The following is a 17,713-nucleotide window of genomic DNA, read 5'->3' on the forward strand; positions in this document are numbered from 1 at the left end:
CGTCAGCGGCGCCCCTCGGTCGAAGCCTGCTGGCGAACCACCTTGCGACCGGTCCGCTTCAGGGCGACTGCGAAGGCGTCGGCCAACGTCGCCTTGGAGACGACGTTCAGCTCCACGCCAAGGTGCACCATGGTCTGGGCAATCTGCGGCCGGATGCCGGAGACGATGCAGTCGGCGCCCATCAGGCGGGCGGCGGCGACGGTCTTCAGCAGGTGCTGCGCTACGAGCGTGTCGACCGTCGGCACGCCGGTGATGTCGATGATGGCGATCTCGGCCTCCTCGTCGACGATGGCCTGGAGCAGGTTCTCCATGACGACGCCGGTGCGGGCGCTGTCGAGGGTGCCTATCAGCGGCAGGGCCAGGATGCCGTCCCAGAGCCGGACCACCGGGGTGGAAAGCTCGGCGATCTCCTGACCTTGACGCCCGATCACCTCCTCGCGGCTCGCCAGGAACACCTCCATGGTCTGAAGGCCGAGCCGGTCGAGCACCTTGCCGGCCGCCCAGACGCCGGCCGCGAGGGCCGTCGCGTCCCCGTCGGGCATGCGCTTCAGCGCGTCGAAGATCGGCTCCTTCAGCGAGAAGACGAAGTTGGCGGTGTCAGTGGGGGTAAAGCCCTGGATCGCCCGCGAGCGGGAGATGTCGGCAAGGGTCTCGCGCAGGGATGCGAAGCCCGCGGCGTCGGCGTCGAGGCCGCCCGATGCCAGGGCATCCCGGAGTTGGCCGAACACGGTCTTGACCTGGGTCTGGAGTTCCGCCTCGCGGATACGTCCGCTCTGCAGGGAGGTTCCTTCTAGCAGGGCCACGTTCCATGCGTCGAGGATGGCGGCCTCGTCCTGTGTGACGGTCTTGCTCAGGACCTCGGCTCCATCCGTCTTCATCAAGTCATCCTTGTTATCGTGAGAAACATCTAACCTGCCGGGGGCGGGTTCGATAGGCGGCGATGCCACACGCCGGGTCGGCGAAAGGCGGTTGTCCCTGGTCGGTCAGTCGGGTTTGCCCATCGGCGGGTTTTCCCGGTCCTGCCTATCCGCCGCCTTCCTGCGTCGCCGGGGCTTCGATGCCGCGCGACGCAGGATGCGCGACAGCGCCTCGACCGAGTAGGGTTTCTGCAGCAGCTCGAATCCGTGGTCGCTCTCCTGCGCAAGGACGTGGCTGTAGCCGCTGGTCAGAACCACCGGCAGTCCGGGATACAGGCGCCGGACCTCCCGCCCGAGCTCGACCCCGTTCATGCCCGGCATGACCACGTCCGAGAACACGACGTCGTATCCGTTCGGCTTCTCCGCGAGCGCCGCCAGTGCCTCGTCGGCGTTCGCGACCCAGTGGGTGCCGTAGCCGAGCTCCTCCAGCGTCTGGGTCGAGAAGGCGCCGACCTCCCGGTTGTCCTCGACCACGAGGACGCAGGTGCCGGTCCCGTCGACGGCCGCGTCGTCTGGCGCCGTTTCCTCGACCCGGCCGTCGCCGCCGGCCGCGCGCGGCAGGTAGAGGGCGAAGGTGGTGCCGCGCCCGACCTCGCTGTCGACCACCACCTCGCCGCCGGATTGCTTGGCGAAGCCGAACACTTGGGAGAGGCCGAGCCCGGTGCCCTGGCCGACCCCCTTGGTGGTGAAGAACGGCTCGAAGATCCGGTCCACCTGGTCGTCCGGGATGCCCGATCCCGTGTCGGTCAGCGCGATCCGGACGAAGTCCCCGATCTGCGCGGGATGCGAACGCATCGCCGGCACCACGCCCACCGCCTCGACCGAGATGTCGAGGCGACCCTCGCCGTCCATGGCGTCGCGGGCGTTGACCGCCATGTTCACCAGCGCGGTGTCGAACTGGCTCGGGTCGGCGCTGACGTGGCAGGCTTCGTCGCCGACATGGATCGAAACCGCGATCCGGGCGCCGGTAAGGGTCCCGACCATCTCGCCGATGGCCCTGACGCTCCGGCCGACGTCGAACACCTCCGGTCTCAACGCCTGTCGCCTCGCGAAGGCGAGGAGCTGCCCGGTGAGCTTGGCGGCTCGGTCGACCGTGTCGGAGATGGCGGCGATGTAGCGAACCCGGCGCTCCTCGGCGAGGTCCGGGCGTTTCAGGAGGTCGGTCGACGACTTGATGACCGTCAGCAGGTTATTGAAGTCGTGCGCGACGCCCCCGGTCAATTGACCGACGGCCTCCAGCTTCTGCGATTGCCTTAGCGCCTCCTCGGCCTGCAGCAGGGTCGCCGCGCGCTCCTTCTCCAGGGTGACGTCACGCGAGACGCAATAGAGCATCCCCTCGACCGGCACGGCCGTCCACGACAGCGTGCGGTAGCCGCCGTCGCGGGCACGGAAGCGGTTCTCGAAGGCGAGCGTCAGGCCGCCGGCGGCGAGGTGGGCGACCTCGGCCCGGGTCCTTTCGCGGTCGTCCGGGTGTTCGAGCCACTCCGAGGTCTTGCCGATGATCTCGTTGGCCTCCCATCCTAGGATGCGCCGCCAGGCCGGGTTGATGCTGACCCAGACGCCGGTCGCGTCGGCGACGCCGAGCATATCCTGGCTCACCTGCCAGATCCGATCGCGCTCCTTGGTGCGTTCGGCGACCTGGGCCGCCAGCGTGTCGTTCAGCGCCCGCAACGCGCCCTGGGCGCGGACGCGCTCGACGGCGTCCCAGATCCGGGCCGCGACCTCCTCGACCAGCGAGACCTCGTCGTGCGTCCAGACCCGCGGCTCACACTGGTTCACGTAGACGACCGAGCGCAGCCGGCCCTCGTGGACCTGCGGTACGGCGACGAGGGCGGCGATGCCGAAGGCACCCATCCCGAGGCCGGCGGTTTCCGGATCGGCCTCGACATCCGCGTAGACGGATGTCCGGCCCTGCCTGAGGTTGGCGATGTTGCCGGGCCCGAACGCGTCGAGCGGGTAGGTGTTTGCGAGCGCAGCGACGCCGTCGACGTACTCGGTGCCCAGGACGGCGGTCAGGCCGTCGGTCCCGATCATCCCGTAGCCGACCCGGCTCGCCCGGAGATAGGCGCCCAGCGCGTCGACGGCCGCCTGCATCCGGCCGCGCGGGCCGCCCTGGTCGCGAAGCGTATCCGTCAGGTTAAGGAGGAAGCGCTGCCGTGCCTCGGCCGCGTGCCGCTCGGCGACGCGCAGCTCAAGCTCGGCGTTGACCTCCCGCAGACGGCGCTCGTCCCGTCGGCGGCCGGTGACGTCGGAGACCGTGAGCACGGCCCCGACGACGGTGCCGCCCTGCAGGACGGGAGCGTTCGAGCACACCACCTCGACGGGGGTACCGTCCCGGGTGAAGAAGGTCGCGTCGCGCTGGCGAAGGGTCTGCCCCTCGCGGATGGCCGCGACGAAGCCGCATTCGGAGGCCGGGAACGGACGCCCGTCGGGATGGTGGTGGTGGGCGGCCTCGTGCAGGTTCTGCCCGATTAGGGTATCCGGTTCCCAGCCGAGCAGGACGTGTGCGGTGCGGTTGGCGAAGATGACGCCTCCGTCGAGGTCGAGCTGGAACACCGCCTCGCTGACGTGGTCGGTGACGGTCTGCAGCAGGTCGGTCTGGCGCTGGAGCTCCTCGGCCGCGAGGCGCTGCCCGGTGCGGTCACGCAGGATCTTGAGGTAGCCGACGTGGCTGCCGTCCTCGGCGTGCAGCGGCATCATCTCGCCGAGCGCGAAGAACCGGGAGCCGTCCTTGCGCTGGTGCCAGCGCTCATCGTTGCCGCGCCCCTGCTCCCTGGCGCCTTTTAATTCGCGCTCGGGGATGCCGGCGGCGACGTCTTCCTCGGTGAAGAAGACATGGGCCGGCTCGCCGCACATCTCCTTCTCGGACCAGCCGAGGATGGCCTCGGCGCCGGCGTTCCAGCTTGTGACCCGCGCGTCGAGATCCATCGTCACGATGGCGTAGTCGACGGCGCTGTCGAGGATTTGGCGGTGGCGGGTATCCGCCTCGCGGACCCGCCGCACGGCGTCGTCGCGGGCGACCATCGACCGGCGCAGCTCCATCTGCGCCATGACCTGACGGGCGAGCGCTTCGAGGGATTCGGCCTGCTCCGGCGTCAGGCCCTCGGGCCGGGGCTTGCCGTCGATCACGCACAAGGTCCCGAGCGGCTTGCCCTCGGGGGTCTCAAGCCGGGCACCGGCATAGAACCTGAGCCTTGGTTCCCCGGTCACCAGGGGGTTGTCCCGGGTCCGCGGGTCGGCGGTCAGGTCCGGGATGACGAGCAGGCCCGGCTGCTGCAAGGCATGCGCGCAGACCGATTGCGACAGCGGCGTCTCGCAGGGGTCGAAGCCGATCCGAGCCTTGAACCATTGCCGGTCTGCAGTGACGAGGCTCACCAGCGCGACCGGCGTGCCGCAGATGCGCGACGCGAGCAGCACGATGTCGTCGAAGCCCTGCTCGCCGCGCGTGTCGAGGATGCCGTAGCGGTCGAGGGCGGCGAGCCTGGCCGGATCGTGCGCGGCGTCCTCAGGCGCGGTCACGGGCGACCTCCGGGCTGGCGGGTCCACGGGCGGCCTTCGCCTCGTCGCGCTCGATCATCTGGCGGAGTGCCGCCCTGACGACCTCGCTGATGCAGGTGTACTCGCCCTTGGCGACCTGGGCCTCGACGTAGGCGATCAACGGTTCGGTCAGGGCGATGTGTCGGGAGTGCTTGGCAGCCATCCGAGGCTCGTAGCAGCTCCTCCGACGGGTGTCGCAGTCGCGACACCCGTCTCACGCAGACGTATGGTCGCAGTTCCGGATGTCATGCCGTCCTATACAGGCGGTATCGACAAACAGGTGTCCTTTCACTTTCGGCGGCAGGTCGTGTGCGAGCACGAGCGTGTCAGCGGCATAAACCGGACGCTCCGCCTCCTGCGCGTTCCGGAAGGAGGGTCAGGCGCGGCGCGCTTGTTCCTTGCCGCCCTCGATCATCGAGCGGATGCGCGCGGCCATGGTCTCGACCGGGAACGGCTTGGTCAGCACCGCCATGCCGGGAGCGAGATGACCGTTGCCGAGGATCGCGTTCTCGGCGTAGCCCGTGATGAACAGCACCTTGAGGTTCGGACGGGACACGCGAGCCGCGTCGGCCATCTGACGTCCGTTCATGCCGCCGGGAAGGCCGACATCGGTCACCAGCAGGTCGATCCGCACGTTCGATTGCAGCACCTTGAGGCCCGCCGCGCTGTCGCCCGCCTCGATGGACGTGTAGCCGAGGTCTTCAAGGATGTCGGTGACGAGCATCCGCACGGACGGCTCGTCGTCCACCACCAACACGGTCTCGCCTTGCTCGGAACGGGGTAGCGCATCGAGCTTGGCCGATTGTTCGTCGTCCTCGACCTCACCGTAGTGGCGGGGCAGGTAGATGCACACCGTCGTGCCCTGTCCGACCTCCGAGTAGATCCGCACCTGTCCGCCGGACTGCTGCGCGAATCCGTAGATCATCGACAGGCCGAGGCCGGTGCCCTCACCGATGGGTTTGGTGGTGAAGAACGGCTCGAAGACCCGCGCGACCACCTCCGGCCGCATGCCGGTGCCGGTGTCGGTCACGCACAGCGAGAGGTACTGGCCTTCCGGCATGTCGAGCTTGCGCGAGGCCCGTTCGTCCAGCCACCTGTTCGCGGTCTCGACGGTGATACGTCCGCCGCCTGGCATCGCGTCGCGGGCGTTGATGCACAGGTTCAGGAGCGCGTTCTCAAGCTGGGACGGGTCCACCAGCGCGGGCCAGAGACCGGCGGCCCCGACCACCTCAATCGGGATGGATGGCCCGACCGTGCGCTGGATCATCTCCTGCATGCCCAGGGCCAGCCGGTTCACGTCGGTCGGCTTCGGATCGAGGGTCTGGCGGCGCGAGAAGGCGAGCAATCGGTGCGTCAGGGCGGCGGCGCGCTTCGAGGCTCCCTGTGCGACCGCCATGTAGCGCTCGACATCGTGGAAGCGGCCCTGCTGCATGCGGTTCTGCATCATCTCCAGGGAGCCGGAGATACCCGCGAGCAGGTTATTGAAATCATGCGCGAGCCCACCCGTGAGTTGGCCGACCGCCTCCATCTTCTGGCTCTGGCGCAGCGCCTCCGCCTGCTCTCTCTCGACCGTCACGTCACGACCGGCCGCGTAGACCCGCCCTTCCTCGAATGCTGCCGTCCAGCCGAACCAACGGTAGGAGCCGTCCCTGCCGCGGAAGCGGTAGACGTAAGGCTCGGTGAGAGGTTTCTCGAAGATGCCGGCAAAGGCCACCAGGGTGGCGTCCAGGTCTTCGGGATGGGTGTAAGAGATGAACTTGGAGCCGACCAGTTCCCCTTCCGTCCAACCCAGTAGCGTCGTCCATCGAGAGTTGACGGCCTCCAAGGTGCCGTCCGGGGACGCGACCACCAGGAGTTCCTGCGCCAAGCGCCAGGATCGGTCGCGCTCGGCGGTACGCGCCGCGAGTTCGGCTTCCTGCGCCTTCTCCTCGGTCACGTCCCGCGCCACGCAATAGATGCGTCCCCCCTCCGGAACGGCGGTCCAAGATAGGTGGCGGTAGTCGCCCGCCCGCGTCCGGTACCGGTTCTCGAAGGCCAGCGTCGGAGCACCACTTTCGGCGAGACGACGGACCTCGGCGCGTGTCCTCTCCCGGTCGTCGGGATGCTCCAACCATTCGGAGGTGCGGCCGACCATCTCCGCCTCGGACCAGCCGAGCACGCGGGCCCAGGCCGGATTGACGGTCTGGAACACGCCCGCGAAGTCGCAGACCAACAGCATGTCCTGGCTGACTTGCCAGATCCGGTTGCGCTCGGCGGTACGCTCCTCGACACGTTGTTCCAAGGTGGCGTTCTGGTCACGCAACCGTGCTTCCGCGCGTCTGATCTCCGTCACGTCACCGATGGCGCCCAGCATTCGCCAGATCCCGTCTTCACCCTTGAAAACGACGCCGCTGCTGGAAATCGCGCGCCGCGACCCATCCGGAACCAGGAAGTCGTAGTCGAGGGAGATGCGTTCCCCGAGGGGGTCGGCATCGGGATGGCTCGCGCGTTCGATGACCTCCGTGCAGCGTGTCACGACCCGGTCGAAATCCTCCGGGGCGACGCGGCTGAAGATATCCCCGGCCTGAACGTCGCCAGCCTCGGGCACGTCGTAGATCTCGCGACTGCGAGCATCGAGATCGACCAGCCCCGTCGCGGGAAACCACTCGAACGTTCCAAGCCGTGCAACTCGGAGCGCCGTTTCCAGTCGAGCCTTGCTCCGCTTCTCGGCGCGCTCGGCGGCCTTTTGCGCGGTGATCTCGCTGCATGCGCAGAATACGCCAGCTACCATGCCCCCCTCATCACTGACGGGCGTATAGGAGAACGAAAAGAACGCCTCCCTCGCGCGACCGGGCCGGTCGATGTGCAGCTCAATCTCATCCATGTGGACGGGCTCGCCGGAGAACACCCGCGCGAAAAGAGGCAGGCACACGTCGGCGATGTCCGGCCAAACTTCGAAAAAGGGCCGGCCGAGCCCGGCCGGATGGCGGTCAGCCATTAGAACGGCGTAGGGGTCGTTATAGAGCAGGGTCCGCTCCGGCCCCCAGGCAACGAACATCGGCTGACCGGCGGCGAGCATAACCTCCACGAGCGTCTTTAGCGGCTGCGGCCAGTCCGCCGATGGGCCAAGTGGGGAGGCCGCCCAGTCGTGCGCTCGCATGAGCGCACCCAATACGCCCCCGTTCAAAGATGCAGCGGTCTGAGCCATGAGTTCAGGCACGAGATGTACCACCCCGTTCCCGCTCGACCTGCGTCTCACTCGGCGTAACCGCATCGTCGCGGTCGAGCAGCCGTTGCCCGGCGCGCACGGTCTCGCGGGTGCTCGCGAAGCGGCCGGATTGCAGGCACGACCGGATGAGGTCGTCCTGTTCCCGGGTGATCGAGACGGTGATGCTTTTGCGCAGGGTCATGCTCGGGATGTGCCCTGTGGGGGGTCTTCTCACAAGTCACGTATTCGCCGTGCTGGCAAAGCGTGAGAGCGGACCTTCCGACGTTTCCTAAACGGCGCGGAAGCTGCCGCTCGCGTGGTCAAGCTGGTTGAGCGTGGACCCTAGACCCACTCCGTCCCGCCCTTGACGGGTCTCAGGCCGTTGGTGGCCTTGAGCCGACCTGACAGCAGCATCGCGACGTGGTGCTCGGGCACGGCCGGCTCCGGGAGCATCTGCGTCTTCCCGTCCTCGGCCAGTTGGAGCTCGTCGCACGAGCTCTCGGCGAGGTAGAAGGCTAGGGTCAGAACCCGATCAGCTTGACCATATGAAGGACCGCCGAGGGTGGGAAGCGGACACCCGCCCGGCGGGATCAGTGATCCTTGGCGTTAGCTGGCGGCTGCATGAACTCGATCGTCGCGCCGTCAGGGCCAACGGCGTAGATCACCCGCGTTCCAGCCCGCGCACCGCTCGCGATCGGTTGCGGCGTGCCTTGCGCCTTCCAGCCGTAGGCGGCGATCCGCACCAGGAGCGCGTCGATGTCATCGACCACAAGGGCCAGATGCGCGAAGCCTGGATCGAACGGCTTGGCTGGCACGCTTGGTCGGCCCGGACCCTGATACTCCAGGAGTTCGATCGTCTGATCCGCCAGCGAAACGATCGCTAGGCGCACCTTCGCCCCATGCGCTCCCGTGACCTGACCAAGGAACTCGCCCCCCATCTCGCCCGTCCGCACGAGGCGTGCGCCGAGCCCATCGATCCAGAACCGAAGTGCCTCGTCGAGGGAGCCGACTGCGAAGCCGACATGATCGGCGCGCCGCACATGGATGCTCGTGTGTTCCGTCATGCAGGACGTTCTACCGGCAAAGGGACCGCTCGTCTGCAACCGGGTCGCAGGCAGACCCTCACACGGTCAAGCCGATTGAGTTTTGACCCTAGTCCTCGTTCTCGACGATCTGGGCGGAGTGCAGGACAGGTCACGTTCAACACCGAGCCATTGCTCTTGCAGGCCGCGCTGGACGGGTTCGGGATCGCCTACCTGTTCGAGGACGGGGTGCGGGCGCACCTGGAAGCGGGGACCCTCGTCCGGGTGCTGGAGGATTGGTGCGACCCGTTCCCGGGCTATCACCTCTACTACCCGAGCCGGCGTGAGCCGGAGCCGGCGCTGGCCGTTCTGGTCGACGCGCTACGCTACCGCGGCTGAGGTCCCTACCCGGCCGGCCGCGTCGGCTCGGCGCTGGCGACGCGCCCTCCCTGGCGGTCCCTGTCGCGCAGGGCCGCCAAAGCCTCGTCGGCAGCCCGCTGCCCGCTGTCGTGCGCCCCGTGGGCGGTCGTGAAGTCGAAGGGATGCGTCGCCTCGCCCGCGAAGAACAGCCGCTCCTCGAACGGCCGGGCCAGCCGTGCCCGCGCGCTCGATTGCCCCGGCAAGGCGCAACTATAAGCGCCGCCGATGGACGCCATCTGGCTCCACGACGTCGCCGCGAGCGGCCGGACGGCCGACGCCACGTCGCCGCCGAACAGGCCGGTCAACTCGGCCGACACGAACGCGAACATGGCGGCGGGGCCTTCGTCATCGAGGATGCGGGCCCCCTCGCCGCCGAGGAACGCCTCGATGACAGGCCAGCCGTTCGGCCGGATCGAGTAGGCGGCGGACCGCGCGTCGCGCAGGTTCCCGTAGGCGTGGGAGTCCGGCTCGAATGCGGACTCGCGCGTGATCTCAAGGAAGACCTTCTCGTTGCAACCCAGTGGAAGGGCGGCCGCCGCCTCGCGCCAGGGTTCGGTCCCGGGAGGCAGGCGGAGCGCGTCACCGGCCAGGACCGCGGTCGAGACCGTGAGGATGGCGGCCTTTGCGCGGATGGTGCCGGCCCGCGTCGAGACGGCGACGCCGTCCGCCGTCAGGTCGATCTGCTCGACGGGGGTGGCCAGGCGCAGCGTCACCGAGGGCGGGAGGCTGGCGGCGACTAGGGTGCCGTAGCCGAGCGGCAAGTTCCAGTTCTTGCCCGTCGAGGCATCATCGTAGGCGAGGTAGTCGGTGGCCGAGACCGCCTCGGGCGCGACCCCGCTCATGAAGCCTGCGATGGCCCGCACGTAGGGGTTCCACTCGCCCCCGGGCTCCATGGCGTCGCTCGCCCGGTCGCTGGCCTGCGCGACCACCCGGAGCCGCTCCTCCCAATTGCCGAACGCCTTCCGGGCCGCCTCCTCGTCGTCCTCGCTCCAGGCGATGCCGGGGTGCGCCTTCGCCCACGGCGGGTCGTTGCGGTCGACCGGAAACCCGGACGCCTCGGCGATGCCGACCCAGGCGTTGCGGTCGCCCGAGTGCAGCCATTCGCAACCGAGGTCGAGCGGATGGCCTCCAAGGTCCTGCGTGAAGGCGCGGCCTCCGAGACGTGAAGACGCCTCCAGCAGCAAGGCCGATGCATCGTTGGCCGCGAGCCGCCGTGCCGCGCCGATGCCGGCGGCGCCTCCCCCCACGATGATGACGTCGTACTCGCTATGCATGCGCCGAAGGTGAGGGCGGTCGTCCCAGCTTCCAAGGTCTGCAAGACGCTCGGCGCACGGGAGGGTGCCGGCGCGATGCGAGGTGGATACCTGAGGACGTTGTGGCCGCCGGACCAACCATTCGATCTCAATGGCAGCAGTTGGCCTTCAAGCGGCCATTCCAGTGTCTTCGGTCGGAGGTCCGCTCATGGCGCACAGCCAACCAAGTGGAGCGCGAATTCCAGACCCGCAGCAGAAGTGGGTGGAGTTCACTTGTCCGAAAATCCGGACGCGTCCGGGCTCAGGCGGTGCGGCCGGTCGAGGCGAGCAGGGAGCGGGCTTGGGCAAGGAGGGCTCGGGTCTCGTCCTCGCGGCCACTGAAGCCGGCGCGCTGGATCGCCTCCAGCGCCCGGTTGAGGGCGGCAGCCTGGTCGAGGCGATCGCGCGGCGGCGAGGAGCAGGCGCGGCCGGCCGACGTTGCGCCAGACCATGCGCCCGCCCTTGCCCTTGGGCCGCCTTATCCTCGGGGGCCGGGCGATGTAGCACTGACGCGCGATCCGCCGACGGCGAGCTCGCCCTCGTAGACCCCCCATCGTCTCCGGACGCGCCACCATACCGACCGCCTCTCGCTTGAGCCGGGCCGCGACGCCCCCTGGCAGGTTGCCGTAGCGGTTTGGGCGAGTGCTCTGCGTCGCCTCAAGCGCGCGCCAGTTCGGCATCAGGATGCGACCGCGCACGAAACCGGTCTCGCCCGTGAGACGGCCCCTCGGCCCATCGCCCATCGCCCATCGCCCATCAGGTACTTCATGACCACGCTCTGGTCGTCGAGGGTGCGTCCGGTGTGGTTCCACCGGCGCCTTGCCGGTTTTCCGGCGCGCTGGTCGATCTCGTCGAGGGTCTCTTCGCGAACACGCGCACGGCTTCCCGCGAGCCCGAGGCGTGTCCGGATTTCCGGACAGGCTCATGCTGCCACGCGCCGGCCGGCCGCGGCCTTCTTGGCGGCACGGGCCAGGTTCTCCGCGAGCTGCTCGGCCATGATCTGCGTGATGCGGGCGGCGGCGGCCTCGCAGGCCTCCTGTCAGGGCTTCTCCAGGATCGGCTTGTAGGTCGCCCGGTCGACGGCGAGGAACAGCACGCGCGGGTGGTCGGTGTCGACCATCCGCCGGCCGATGCGCCGCATGCCGCCTCCCCGGGACGGCACGTACATGCTCTCGCTGGTGGCGACGCGCGGCGGCCGGGCGACGTAGGCGAGGCGCTTCTGGCCGTGCAGGGTTATCTCGCCGAAGTAGACGCCCCACCTCGACGCGGTGCCGCTGCGCTTCGGCGCCTTGGTGCCCTGGATCTCGCGGGCGAGGCGCGCCAGGAACCCGGTCGGCACCCCGCCGTACCGCGTCGGGGTCACCCCCTACGTCAGGCGGATGTTGTCCCACCAGGGGATCAGGATGTGCCGCTGCGCTAGGCCGACGTCGCCCGGGAGGCGGGTGTTGTCCTGAAGCCCGAACAAGAACTTCAGGTAGGTCGACTGCTTCGGCATGACGTAGACGGCCGAGAACAGCCCGTCCGCCTTGCCCTGCTCGATCGCGTTCAGTCCCCCGGCCGACGAGCGCTGGTACTTGATCGCGCTCTGCGTCCACGGGGTGTTCCGGCGCAGGTGCTTGTCGAACTGCTGGCGGATGTCGACGACGGCGTGTTTGGCGACCTCGTCGACGGCCCAGCCAGCGGCGCGCCTGTACTTGGCGATGCCGACGCTGGAGACGTAGCGGTCGCGCCACGCCTCGATCTGGGGCATGACGTCGGCGGAGATCTCGACGCGGAAGCGAGTGCTCATGCCCGGCACGATGGCGCGCCGAGCGTGTCCCGTTCCAGGCTACGAGGGCCCGGACCGGGCGGCGCGCAGGATTAGATCGCCTCTCCGCCGCCGCCAGTCATCCGAATTCACCAAAACGACCAGCACCGAGGCGCAGGGAGCGTCACCTGATGCCCGAAAAAAAGTTTCGTGGCTGGCGGCCCACGCGACCCGTCGATCCCGCGTAGCCCCCGTTTCCGTGCCTTCTGCGGGGTATCCCTTCCGTACCCATCCGCAGCGGAAACAGCCGGCCTTTTCAAATGCTTGCGACGCACGGAACATGCTGAGGTTCGCGCGTCGGGTGTGGTGCCCCGGCGATCCGCGAGGTTCGGGTCACGGGCTCAGCAGATGCGTTTCTCCCAGGGCGACGACGCGCCCTTGTCCTTCGCCCATCACGTGCCGGAGGCCGCTCTCGCGCGCCTCGGCATTCCCCTCGGGCGCACGCGCGACGACCGCGCCGTCCAGCGCGCCATCATCGGCCAGGCTCTCGTCCGGCATGACGGCGGCGGCGGCCGCATCTCGTATTCGCGCAGCGGCGAGTGGTGGCGGCAGGACCGCTACGAGGACACCCCATTTGGCCGGGCCAGGGTGCTCGGCACCGTCGACACGCTGACGAAGATGGGCTTGCTCAACGGCTTTCGGGCCAAGCGCGGCGCCCATCTTGCCGAGGAAAAGGCCGACCGGCTGCAGTCGGCCTTCTGGGCGACCGAGTCCCTCGTGCAGGCCATGAGCGGCGAGGCCGTCGAGCACCGGCGCCCGCGCGTGCCCGTGCTGCTCCGGGACGAAAACGGTGACCCGGTGGCCCTGCCGAAGACACAGAAGGTCCAGCGCATCATCCGCACCATGGAGCGCCGCAACGAGGAGCGTGCCGGCATCCATGTGAGCGTCGACCCGAAGGCCGTGGCGCAGGGGCGTTGGCGGTTCTCGAACCATCACTGGTGGGCGCTCACCGACGCGGGCGAGTGGACGTGCGTCAGGGGCGAGGAGCACCCCTACATGGTTCAGATGTTCGCCCGGCGTTCATTCGACCTGCACGGGCGCATGTATGGCTTTTGGACCGGCCTGCCCGGCGTGCGTCGGTCCGAGCTCCTCCTGAACGGGGAGCCCGTCTGCGAGGAGGAGCCGGATTGGAGCTGCCTCCATCTGGACCTCGCATACGCGATGTGCGGGCTCAGGCTCGACGGTGACGCCTACGAGGTGCCGGGCGCAACCGGCGTAACCAGGCGGCAACTCAAGGGGGCCGTGAACACCTACCTCAATGCCCCGACCGGCACCGCGACCGCCAGAAGCCTGATGCAGAAGAGGTTCGAGCGGGGCAAGGACGGCAAGCGAGTGTGGCCGCTCTCCATGACCTGGGACAGGACGAAGGCCGTCTTGGCCCGCATCGAGGAGCGGCACGAAGGCATCAAACACATGTTCGGATCGGACATGGGCGTGAGGCTCATGCGCATCGACTGCGAGATGGCCGGCGAGGTCATGGATGAATGTGCGAAGGCGAGCATCCCGTGCTTGCCGGTGCACGATAGCTTCTCCGTCCCGGCCCAGCACAAGGGGTTCGTCGAGGGCGTGATGGGTGAGGTTCTCGACCGCACCCGCGACAGACTTTCTGGTTCGGGTTCAACGGTTTACCCCGTCGCTCGCCTACACTGTGCGGGGGCGGCGGCGGGCGCCCCGGGGGCGGAGCTCCCGGGGGCGTCGTCCGTGGAACCTCGGGAGCTGGGCGTGGTGGAGGTCACCGTCCCTTCCGGAGAGGCCCCGACCGTGTCCCCGGTCTCTACCCCGTCCCTCGCACCCGCACCCTGTCAGGATGAACCGTGGACCTCTCTCGCGGTCTCCTACCCGTACCCGCGCATCCCTACCCGGACCCGCGCACCTGCCGTCCTTGCCGTTCCCTGGCCCTCGCTGGATGTATCTACCGACCCTCGCACCCGCACCTCAGAACCCGTTCCCCTGGTGTCGTCCAGGGCGGGCCGTACAGCCCCCTCAACCTTCTCAACCTCCCCTGACCCTCGGCCTCCATCAACTGCCATCCCTGACCGTCTCTGCCCGACCCTGAGGCTCGACATGACCACCTGCCAACCCGCCGTCGTCACGGTTCCCGACCCGCACCCTCACGTCATCTACGATGTCGACGGCACCCCGGTCCGTGGCATGCCGGTCATGCTCCGCCCCATAGCCGAAGACTTCATCGCGCAGGGGCACGACCCTTACGCCCCCCCCGGCGCGCGCCCTCCGAAAGTGGCCCCAGGGCTGCCTTCGGGCATTGTCCCTAGCGCGCCGTGGCCCTATCATCGCGATACCCGGTGACCCGGATAGCTGCACCACGGCTGGAGCCCCGCTGCTGCGCTACGGCGCCGGCGGGGCTTTCCGTTGTTGGCACCTGCCCCGGGGACCGCCGCACCTACGACATCGCCCCCGACGGCTAGCCGAATACCGGCACCGGGCGGACCCTCCGAGCATCAGCCCTCGGAGCACCGTCTTGACCCAGTCCCCTCCTTCTCCATCTACCCGACCCGCCCGGACACCTCGCCCAGCAACCAGCGCTGGGTCTGGGCAGGTACCGTCGAACGTGTCCGGGGCGATGTCTCCAAGACCCTGCCGTACGCCACCCTGCGGGATTACAGCCGCTACCCGGGTGAGAAGCTCCGGGAACTGGCCAAGCGCCCCGGCCGCCGCCAGCGGGCTTCCCCTCGCCGCTGCGGGGGCTCGGGCCGCATGAGCCACGTCACGGCCACCTCGCCCCGCGCCCGGGTCACCGACCACGCCGTCCGCCGGTACTGCGAGCGATACCTCGGCGCCGTCCTCGACGAGACCGTCGACGACCAGCGCGCCATGCCGGTCCTGCGCAAGGCCGGGCACGACCTGGCGCAGGTGCGCGCCCGGCTGGCCGACGTCGGCGGGGTGCTGATGGCCGCCGGGCACCACACCGGGAACGTCGTCGCCTTCCCCGAGGCCATGAAGGTCCGGGTCGCCGACGGCGTCGTCGTCACGGTTCTGGCGCGCGTGTCCAAGCCCCCGGCCGGCCCCGCCTCCCAGGTCCCGGCCCGGCCCCGGACCGTCCTCGAACTCGGGGTGACCCCGTGACCGACAAGCCCTTCCCCTTCGACAAGTGCACCGACGCGGCCGCCTGCAATGCCGGCATGCTGGCGGTGATCAAGCCCGGCATGGACTGGAGCGAGGTCCACTGCCGCGGCTGCGGCGGCCAGGGCATCGTGCGCCACGGCGAGCTCCTGCCGCCGTCGCAGTTCCCGACGGCGTTCGAGCCGGTCGAGGTCGATCCCGTGTCCGAACCCGCCCCCGACGTGGAACCCGCCCCGGCGGGCGCGCCTGGGCCGTCCGGCAAGGGCAAGGGGTCCGCGTCATGAACCGCCTCTCGCCCGTCCCCCACGTCTCGCGCGAGGGCGAGTGGCTGGCCTCGTGCCAGCTGCTGGCCTTCAGCCTGGCCGTGCTCGCGCCGGGGTCGACGTTCTCCAGGCCGATCTTCGTCAACCTCGCGGCGGTGGCGCCCGAGGGCACCTGGGGGATGGCGCTTCTGGGCGTCGCCACGGTCCGCATGATCGGGCTCTGGGTGAACGGCAACTGGCGCCGCAGCCCGACCTTGCGGTTCCTGACCGCCCTCGTCGGCGCCGGCGTCTGGTTCACGTTGGCCCGGCTCTTCCTCGGCGACGGCTTCCCGGGCGTGAACACGGGGGCTCTCGTCTACGCGGCGCTCGGGTGCTTCGACGCCTTCGCCGCGGCGCGCAGCCTCCTCGACCAAGGCCGCAACGACCGGCGCCACGCGCTGGCGCGGAAGGGAACCGCCTGATGCTCGCGCTCGCCGACGTCTACGCGGCCATCGTCTCCGTTCCCGAGGGTGTCTTGAAGGCGGCCGGCGCCGTGCTCGGTGGGGACACCGCGGCCGGCTTCTACCTGTGGGGACGCCTGCGCACCCTCCGCCCGCCGGGCGACGCCGTCACGCCCCGCGTCGCCCTGTCCGAGAGCGACCGGCAGCTCGGCTTCACCATCATCGCGACGGGCACCGACCTGACCCGGGCGCTCAACGAGCACGGCGCGCTCCTCCGCCGCCGTCGGAGGTCCTGACCGTGCGCAAGCCCAAGCTCAATCCCGTCGCGAACGCCAAGGCCGTCGCCCGGCATAGCTGGTCGTTCCAGCTCAACGCCGTCGCCGCGGTCGCCTCCGCGGTCGGCATCGGCATGTCGGTCCTCGCCGGCGCGCCCCCGGTCAACCCGGTCTGGTTCGCGGTCGCCTACGGTGCCGTGAACCTCATCTCGGCCGGGGCGCGCCTGATCGCGCAGCCCGAGGTTTCGGGGGAGGCCGCCTGATGCTCGCCTTCCTGCGCAACCTCGGCGTCGCGGTCGCCGTCGGCACCGCCAACGCCGCTCCCCGGGCGGTTGCCGGAAATCCGGCAACGGTCGCCGCGTCCCGGTCGACCCCAAAGCTGGGATCCCGGCTCAAGCGGTCCGCCGCCGCGGCCGCTCTCTGCACCGGCCTCGTCGGTGGGTTCCAGAGCGGCCCGGTTCCCCCTCGGGAGCCGGGCCGTTTCGCGTCAGTCGCCGCTGGAAATGTTGCCTGGTCCGGAGGCGCAGCGCTTGTCCGTGAACGTGCTCTCCCGGCTCTCGGAGCGCTCGTCGATGAGGAAGCTCCCGCCCGGCCGCGGGACGTCCCAGCCCCCGCCGATGGCGATCATGCGCCCGCGGCTGGCCTCCCCGCGGGCGGCGAGCTCCGTCGTCTCGCGCCCCGTGTGCGTCGAGATGGTGCCGCACGTGATGGTGACGCGCCAGGAACCGGACGAGCCCGGGACCGCATCGACGCGGCTGAAGCGCTGCCGGCCCGGCCCCGCCAGCTGGTGGACGTCGTAGAGCCAGCGGTCGCTAGCTTGAGGGAAGCGGTCGGCCTCCGCCGCGGCGGCCGGGACGGCGGCGAGCAAGGTGAGGCCGAGGGCACAGGTTCGCATCATCAATCCTCCGAAGTCCAGGCTGTGCCGTCGGCCTCGAACCAAGCGAGCCCCGCGGCGGTGATGGGGTGGCCGTCGGCGAGGAAGGCGCCGACGCCGTAGGGGTCGAAGCGGAGCCGGCGGGCCCCGGGCGGCCGGGGCGCGGCGGTGGGAGTCCCTCGCGCGACGGCGCAGACCTCGCGGACCCGCCGGTTCCGCACTCGGGCCAGTGCCCCGGGGCGGACGACGAGGACGACGCCGGCGAGGGCGACCGCCTCGACGTGCGCTACGACGCGGCCACCCTCCCGCAGGGACCAGCACCTGCGCCGGGTGTGCCGGTAGACCTCACAGAGAGGCACGCCGCCGTTCCTGCGTGGAGCCGCGGCGCTGCCGGTAGGGCACGCTCATCGCGCACACCTCGACCGCGAGGGCCTCCGCGAGGAGGAGCTCCTCGGGTTCGGCGCCGTCATGCCGGCGGGCGAGGAGCTCGTCGACGTGCAGCGCGGCGCCGACGAGCACGGGGCCACTGGCGAGGCGGTGCTGCCAGGCCAGCCGGATGCGTTCCCGGACGGCGCCCAGCAGGTCGTTCTCGCGCATG

General features: G+C 69.7%; 18 protein-coding genes and 1 pseudogene. 7 read left to right on the top strand and 12 right to left on the bottom strand.

The features are described 5' to 3' along the window. Positions 1-2: 2 nt before the first annotated feature. The 6 genes from A5481_RS12310 to A5481_RS12335 all read right to left on the bottom strand — a co-directional run bounded on the left by A5481_RS12310 (position 3) and on the right by A5481_RS12335 (position 8,705). The gene (locus tag A5481_RS12310; protein ID WP_245238894.1) at positions 3-947 is read right to left on the bottom strand and encodes an STAS domain-containing protein; all 945 of its coding nucleotides are present in this window, start codon (positions 945-947) and stop codon (positions 3-5) included. Between the two features lie 36 nt (positions 948-983). Then, positions 984-4,436, bottom strand: coding sequence for a PAS domain S-box protein (locus A5481_RS12315; RefSeq protein WP_053082407.1), 3,453 nt, complete (start codon positions 4,434-4,436; stop codon positions 984-986). Then, positions 4,423-4,617 carry a ribbon-helix-helix domain-containing protein gene (locus A5481_RS12320; protein WP_048434647.1) on the bottom strand — a complete coding sequence of 65 codons (195 nt, stop codon included), beginning with the start codon at positions 4,615-4,617 and terminating at the stop codon, positions 4,423-4,425. Before A5481_RS12320 ends, A5481_RS12315 begins: the two co-directional genes overlap by 14 nt. Positions 4,618-4,830: 213 nt before the next feature. Further along, the gene (locus A5481_RS12325; protein ID WP_342447341.1) at positions 4,831-7,512 is read right to left on the bottom strand and encodes a hybrid sensor histidine kinase/response regulator; all 2,682 of its coding nucleotides are present in this window, start codon (positions 7,510-7,512) and stop codon (positions 4,831-4,833) included. A 133-nt stretch (positions 7,513-7,645) separates the two neighbouring features. Next, entirely contained in the window at positions 7,646-7,843 is a 198-nt protein-coding gene (locus A5481_RS12330; protein ID WP_048434646.1) for a ribbon-helix-helix domain-containing protein, read from the bottom strand. 388 nt (positions 7,844-8,231) lie between these two features. After that, complete coding sequence (locus tag A5481_RS12335; RefSeq protein ID WP_048434645.1) at positions 8,232-8,705, bottom strand: VOC family protein; 474 nt, start codon at positions 8,703-8,705, stop codon at positions 8,232-8,234. Positions 8,706-8,828: 123 nt separating this feature from the next. Here A5481_RS12335 and A5481_RS12340 point away from each other — a divergent pair. After that, positions 8,829-9,062, top strand: a pseudogene (locus tag A5481_RS12340) (LysR substrate-binding domain-containing protein); the annotation flags it as partial. 5 nt (positions 9,063-9,067) lie between these two features. Here the strand turns inward: A5481_RS12340 and A5481_RS12345 are convergent. From A5481_RS12345 to A5481_RS35205, 3 genes are all read right to left on the bottom strand, one after another. Further along, complete coding sequence (locus A5481_RS12345; protein ID WP_048434643.1) at positions 9,068-10,357, bottom strand: flavin monoamine oxidase family protein; 1,290 nt, start codon at positions 10,355-10,357, stop codon at positions 9,068-9,070. 1,057 nt (positions 10,358-11,414) lie between these two features. Further along, on the bottom strand, positions 11,415-11,738 hold the full coding sequence (locus tag A5481_RS35200; RefSeq protein WP_245238893.1) for a hypothetical protein: 324 nt from the start codon (positions 11,736-11,738) through the stop codon (positions 11,415-11,417). A 3-nt stretch (positions 11,739-11,741) separates the two neighbouring features. Beyond that, the gene (locus A5481_RS35205) at positions 11,742-12,164 is read right to left on the bottom strand and encodes a hypothetical protein (RefSeq protein ID WP_245238891.1); all 423 of its coding nucleotides are present in this window, start codon (positions 12,162-12,164) and stop codon (positions 11,742-11,744) included. Positions 12,165-12,530: 366 nt separating this feature from the next. On the opposite strand from A5481_RS35205, the gene A5481_RS12355 reads away from it, so the two are divergent. From A5481_RS12355 to A5481_RS12380, 6 genes are all read left to right on the top strand, one after another. Continuing rightward, the gene (locus A5481_RS12355) at positions 12,531-14,489 is read left to right on the top strand and encodes a hypothetical protein (protein WP_048434642.1); all 1,959 of its coding nucleotides are present in this window, start codon (positions 12,531-12,533) and stop codon (positions 14,487-14,489) included. Between the two features lie 408 nt (positions 14,490-14,897). Continuing rightward, complete coding sequence (locus A5481_RS12360) at positions 14,898-15,266, top strand: hypothetical protein (RefSeq protein ID WP_048434641.1); 369 nt, start codon at positions 14,898-14,900, stop codon at positions 15,264-15,266. Next, the gene (locus A5481_RS12365) at positions 15,263-15,547 is read left to right on the top strand and encodes a hypothetical protein (protein ID WP_048434640.1); all 285 of its coding nucleotides are present in this window, start codon (positions 15,263-15,265) and stop codon (positions 15,545-15,547) included. The genes A5481_RS12360 and A5481_RS12365 overlap by 4 nt, the downstream gene beginning before the upstream one ends. Next, the gene (locus A5481_RS12370; protein ID WP_048434639.1) at positions 15,544-15,987 is read left to right on the top strand and encodes a hypothetical protein; all 444 of its coding nucleotides are present in this window, start codon (positions 15,544-15,546) and stop codon (positions 15,985-15,987) included. Before A5481_RS12365 ends, A5481_RS12370 begins: the two co-directional genes overlap by 4 nt. Beyond that, a complete protein-coding gene (locus tag A5481_RS33465; protein WP_048434638.1) occupies positions 15,987-16,262 on the top strand; it encodes a hypothetical protein in 276 nt (91 codons plus the stop codon). The genes A5481_RS12370 and A5481_RS33465 overlap by 1 nt, the downstream gene beginning before the upstream one ends. A 2-nt stretch (positions 16,263-16,264) precedes the next feature. Next, on the top strand, positions 16,265-16,504 hold the full coding sequence (locus A5481_RS12380) for a DUF7940 domain-containing protein (RefSeq protein ID WP_048434637.1): 240 nt from the start codon (positions 16,265-16,267) through the stop codon (positions 16,502-16,504). 224 nt (positions 16,505-16,728) lie between these two features. Here the strand turns inward: A5481_RS12380 and A5481_RS33470 are convergent, their stop codons facing one another. The 3 genes from A5481_RS33470 to A5481_RS33480 are packed head-to-tail and all read right to left on the bottom strand — an operon-like array spanning position 16,729 to position 17,712. Further along, a complete protein-coding gene (locus tag A5481_RS33470; protein ID WP_064503966.1) occupies positions 16,729-17,139 on the bottom strand; it encodes a hypothetical protein in 411 nt (136 codons plus the stop codon). Then, positions 17,139-17,474, bottom strand: coding sequence for a hypothetical protein (locus A5481_RS33475; protein ID WP_064503967.1), 336 nt, complete (start codon positions 17,472-17,474; stop codon positions 17,139-17,141). The genes A5481_RS33470 and A5481_RS33475 overlap by 1 nt, the downstream gene beginning before the upstream one ends. Beyond that, on the bottom strand, positions 17,461-17,712 hold the full coding sequence (locus tag A5481_RS33480) for a hypothetical protein (RefSeq protein WP_064503968.1): 252 nt from the start codon (positions 17,710-17,712) through the stop codon (positions 17,461-17,463). Before A5481_RS33480 ends, A5481_RS33475 begins: the two co-directional genes overlap by 14 nt. Position 17,713 lies beyond the last annotated feature (1 nt).

Source organism: Methylobacterium platani, assembly GCF_001653715.1.
Taxonomy (GTDB): Bacteria; Pseudomonadota; Alphaproteobacteria; order Rhizobiales; family Beijerinckiaceae; genus Methylobacterium; species Methylobacterium platani.

Coding starts and splice junctions, on each gene's coding strand:
- A5481_RS12320 (WP_048434647.1), bottom strand. CDS start 4,617: ATGGCTGCCAAGCACTCCCGACACATCGCCCTGACCGAACCGTTGATC.
- A5481_RS12345 (WP_048434643.1), bottom strand. CDS start 10,357: ATGCATAGCGAGTACGACGTCATCATCGTGGGGGGAGGCGCCGCCGGC.
- A5481_RS12325 (WP_342447341.1), bottom strand. CDS start 7,512: ATGCTCGCCGCCGGTCAGCCGATGTTCGTTGCCTGGGGGCCGGAGCGG.
- A5481_RS35205 (WP_245238891.1), bottom strand. CDS start 12,164: ATGAGCACTCGCTTCCGCGTCGAGATCTCCGCCGACGTCATGCCCCAG.
- A5481_RS33470 (WP_064503966.1), bottom strand. CDS start 17,139: ATGATGCGAACCTGTGCCCTCGGCCTCACCTTGCTCGCCGCCGTCCCG.
- A5481_RS12360 (WP_048434641.1), top strand. CDS start 14,898: ATGAGCCACGTCACGGCCACCTCGCCCCGCGCCCGGGTCACCGACCAC.
- A5481_RS12335 (WP_048434645.1), bottom strand. CDS start 8,705: ATGACGGAACACACGAGCATCCATGTGCGGCGCGCCGATCATGTCGGC.
- A5481_RS12370 (WP_048434639.1), top strand. CDS start 15,544: ATGAACCGCCTCTCGCCCGTCCCCCACGTCTCGCGCGAGGGCGAGTGG.
- A5481_RS12355 (WP_048434642.1), top strand. CDS start 12,531: ATGCGTTTCTCCCAGGGCGACGACGCGCCCTTGTCCTTCGCCCATCAC.
- A5481_RS33465 (WP_048434638.1), top strand. CDS start 15,987: ATGCTCGCGCTCGCCGACGTCTACGCGGCCATCGTCTCCGTTCCCGAG.
- A5481_RS33480 (WP_064503968.1), bottom strand. CDS start 17,712: ATGCGCGAGAACGACCTGCTGGGCGCCGTCCGGGAACGCATCCGGCTG.
- A5481_RS12330 (WP_048434646.1), bottom strand. CDS start 7,843: ATGACCCTGCGCAAAAGCATCACCGTCTCGATCACCCGGGAACAGGAC.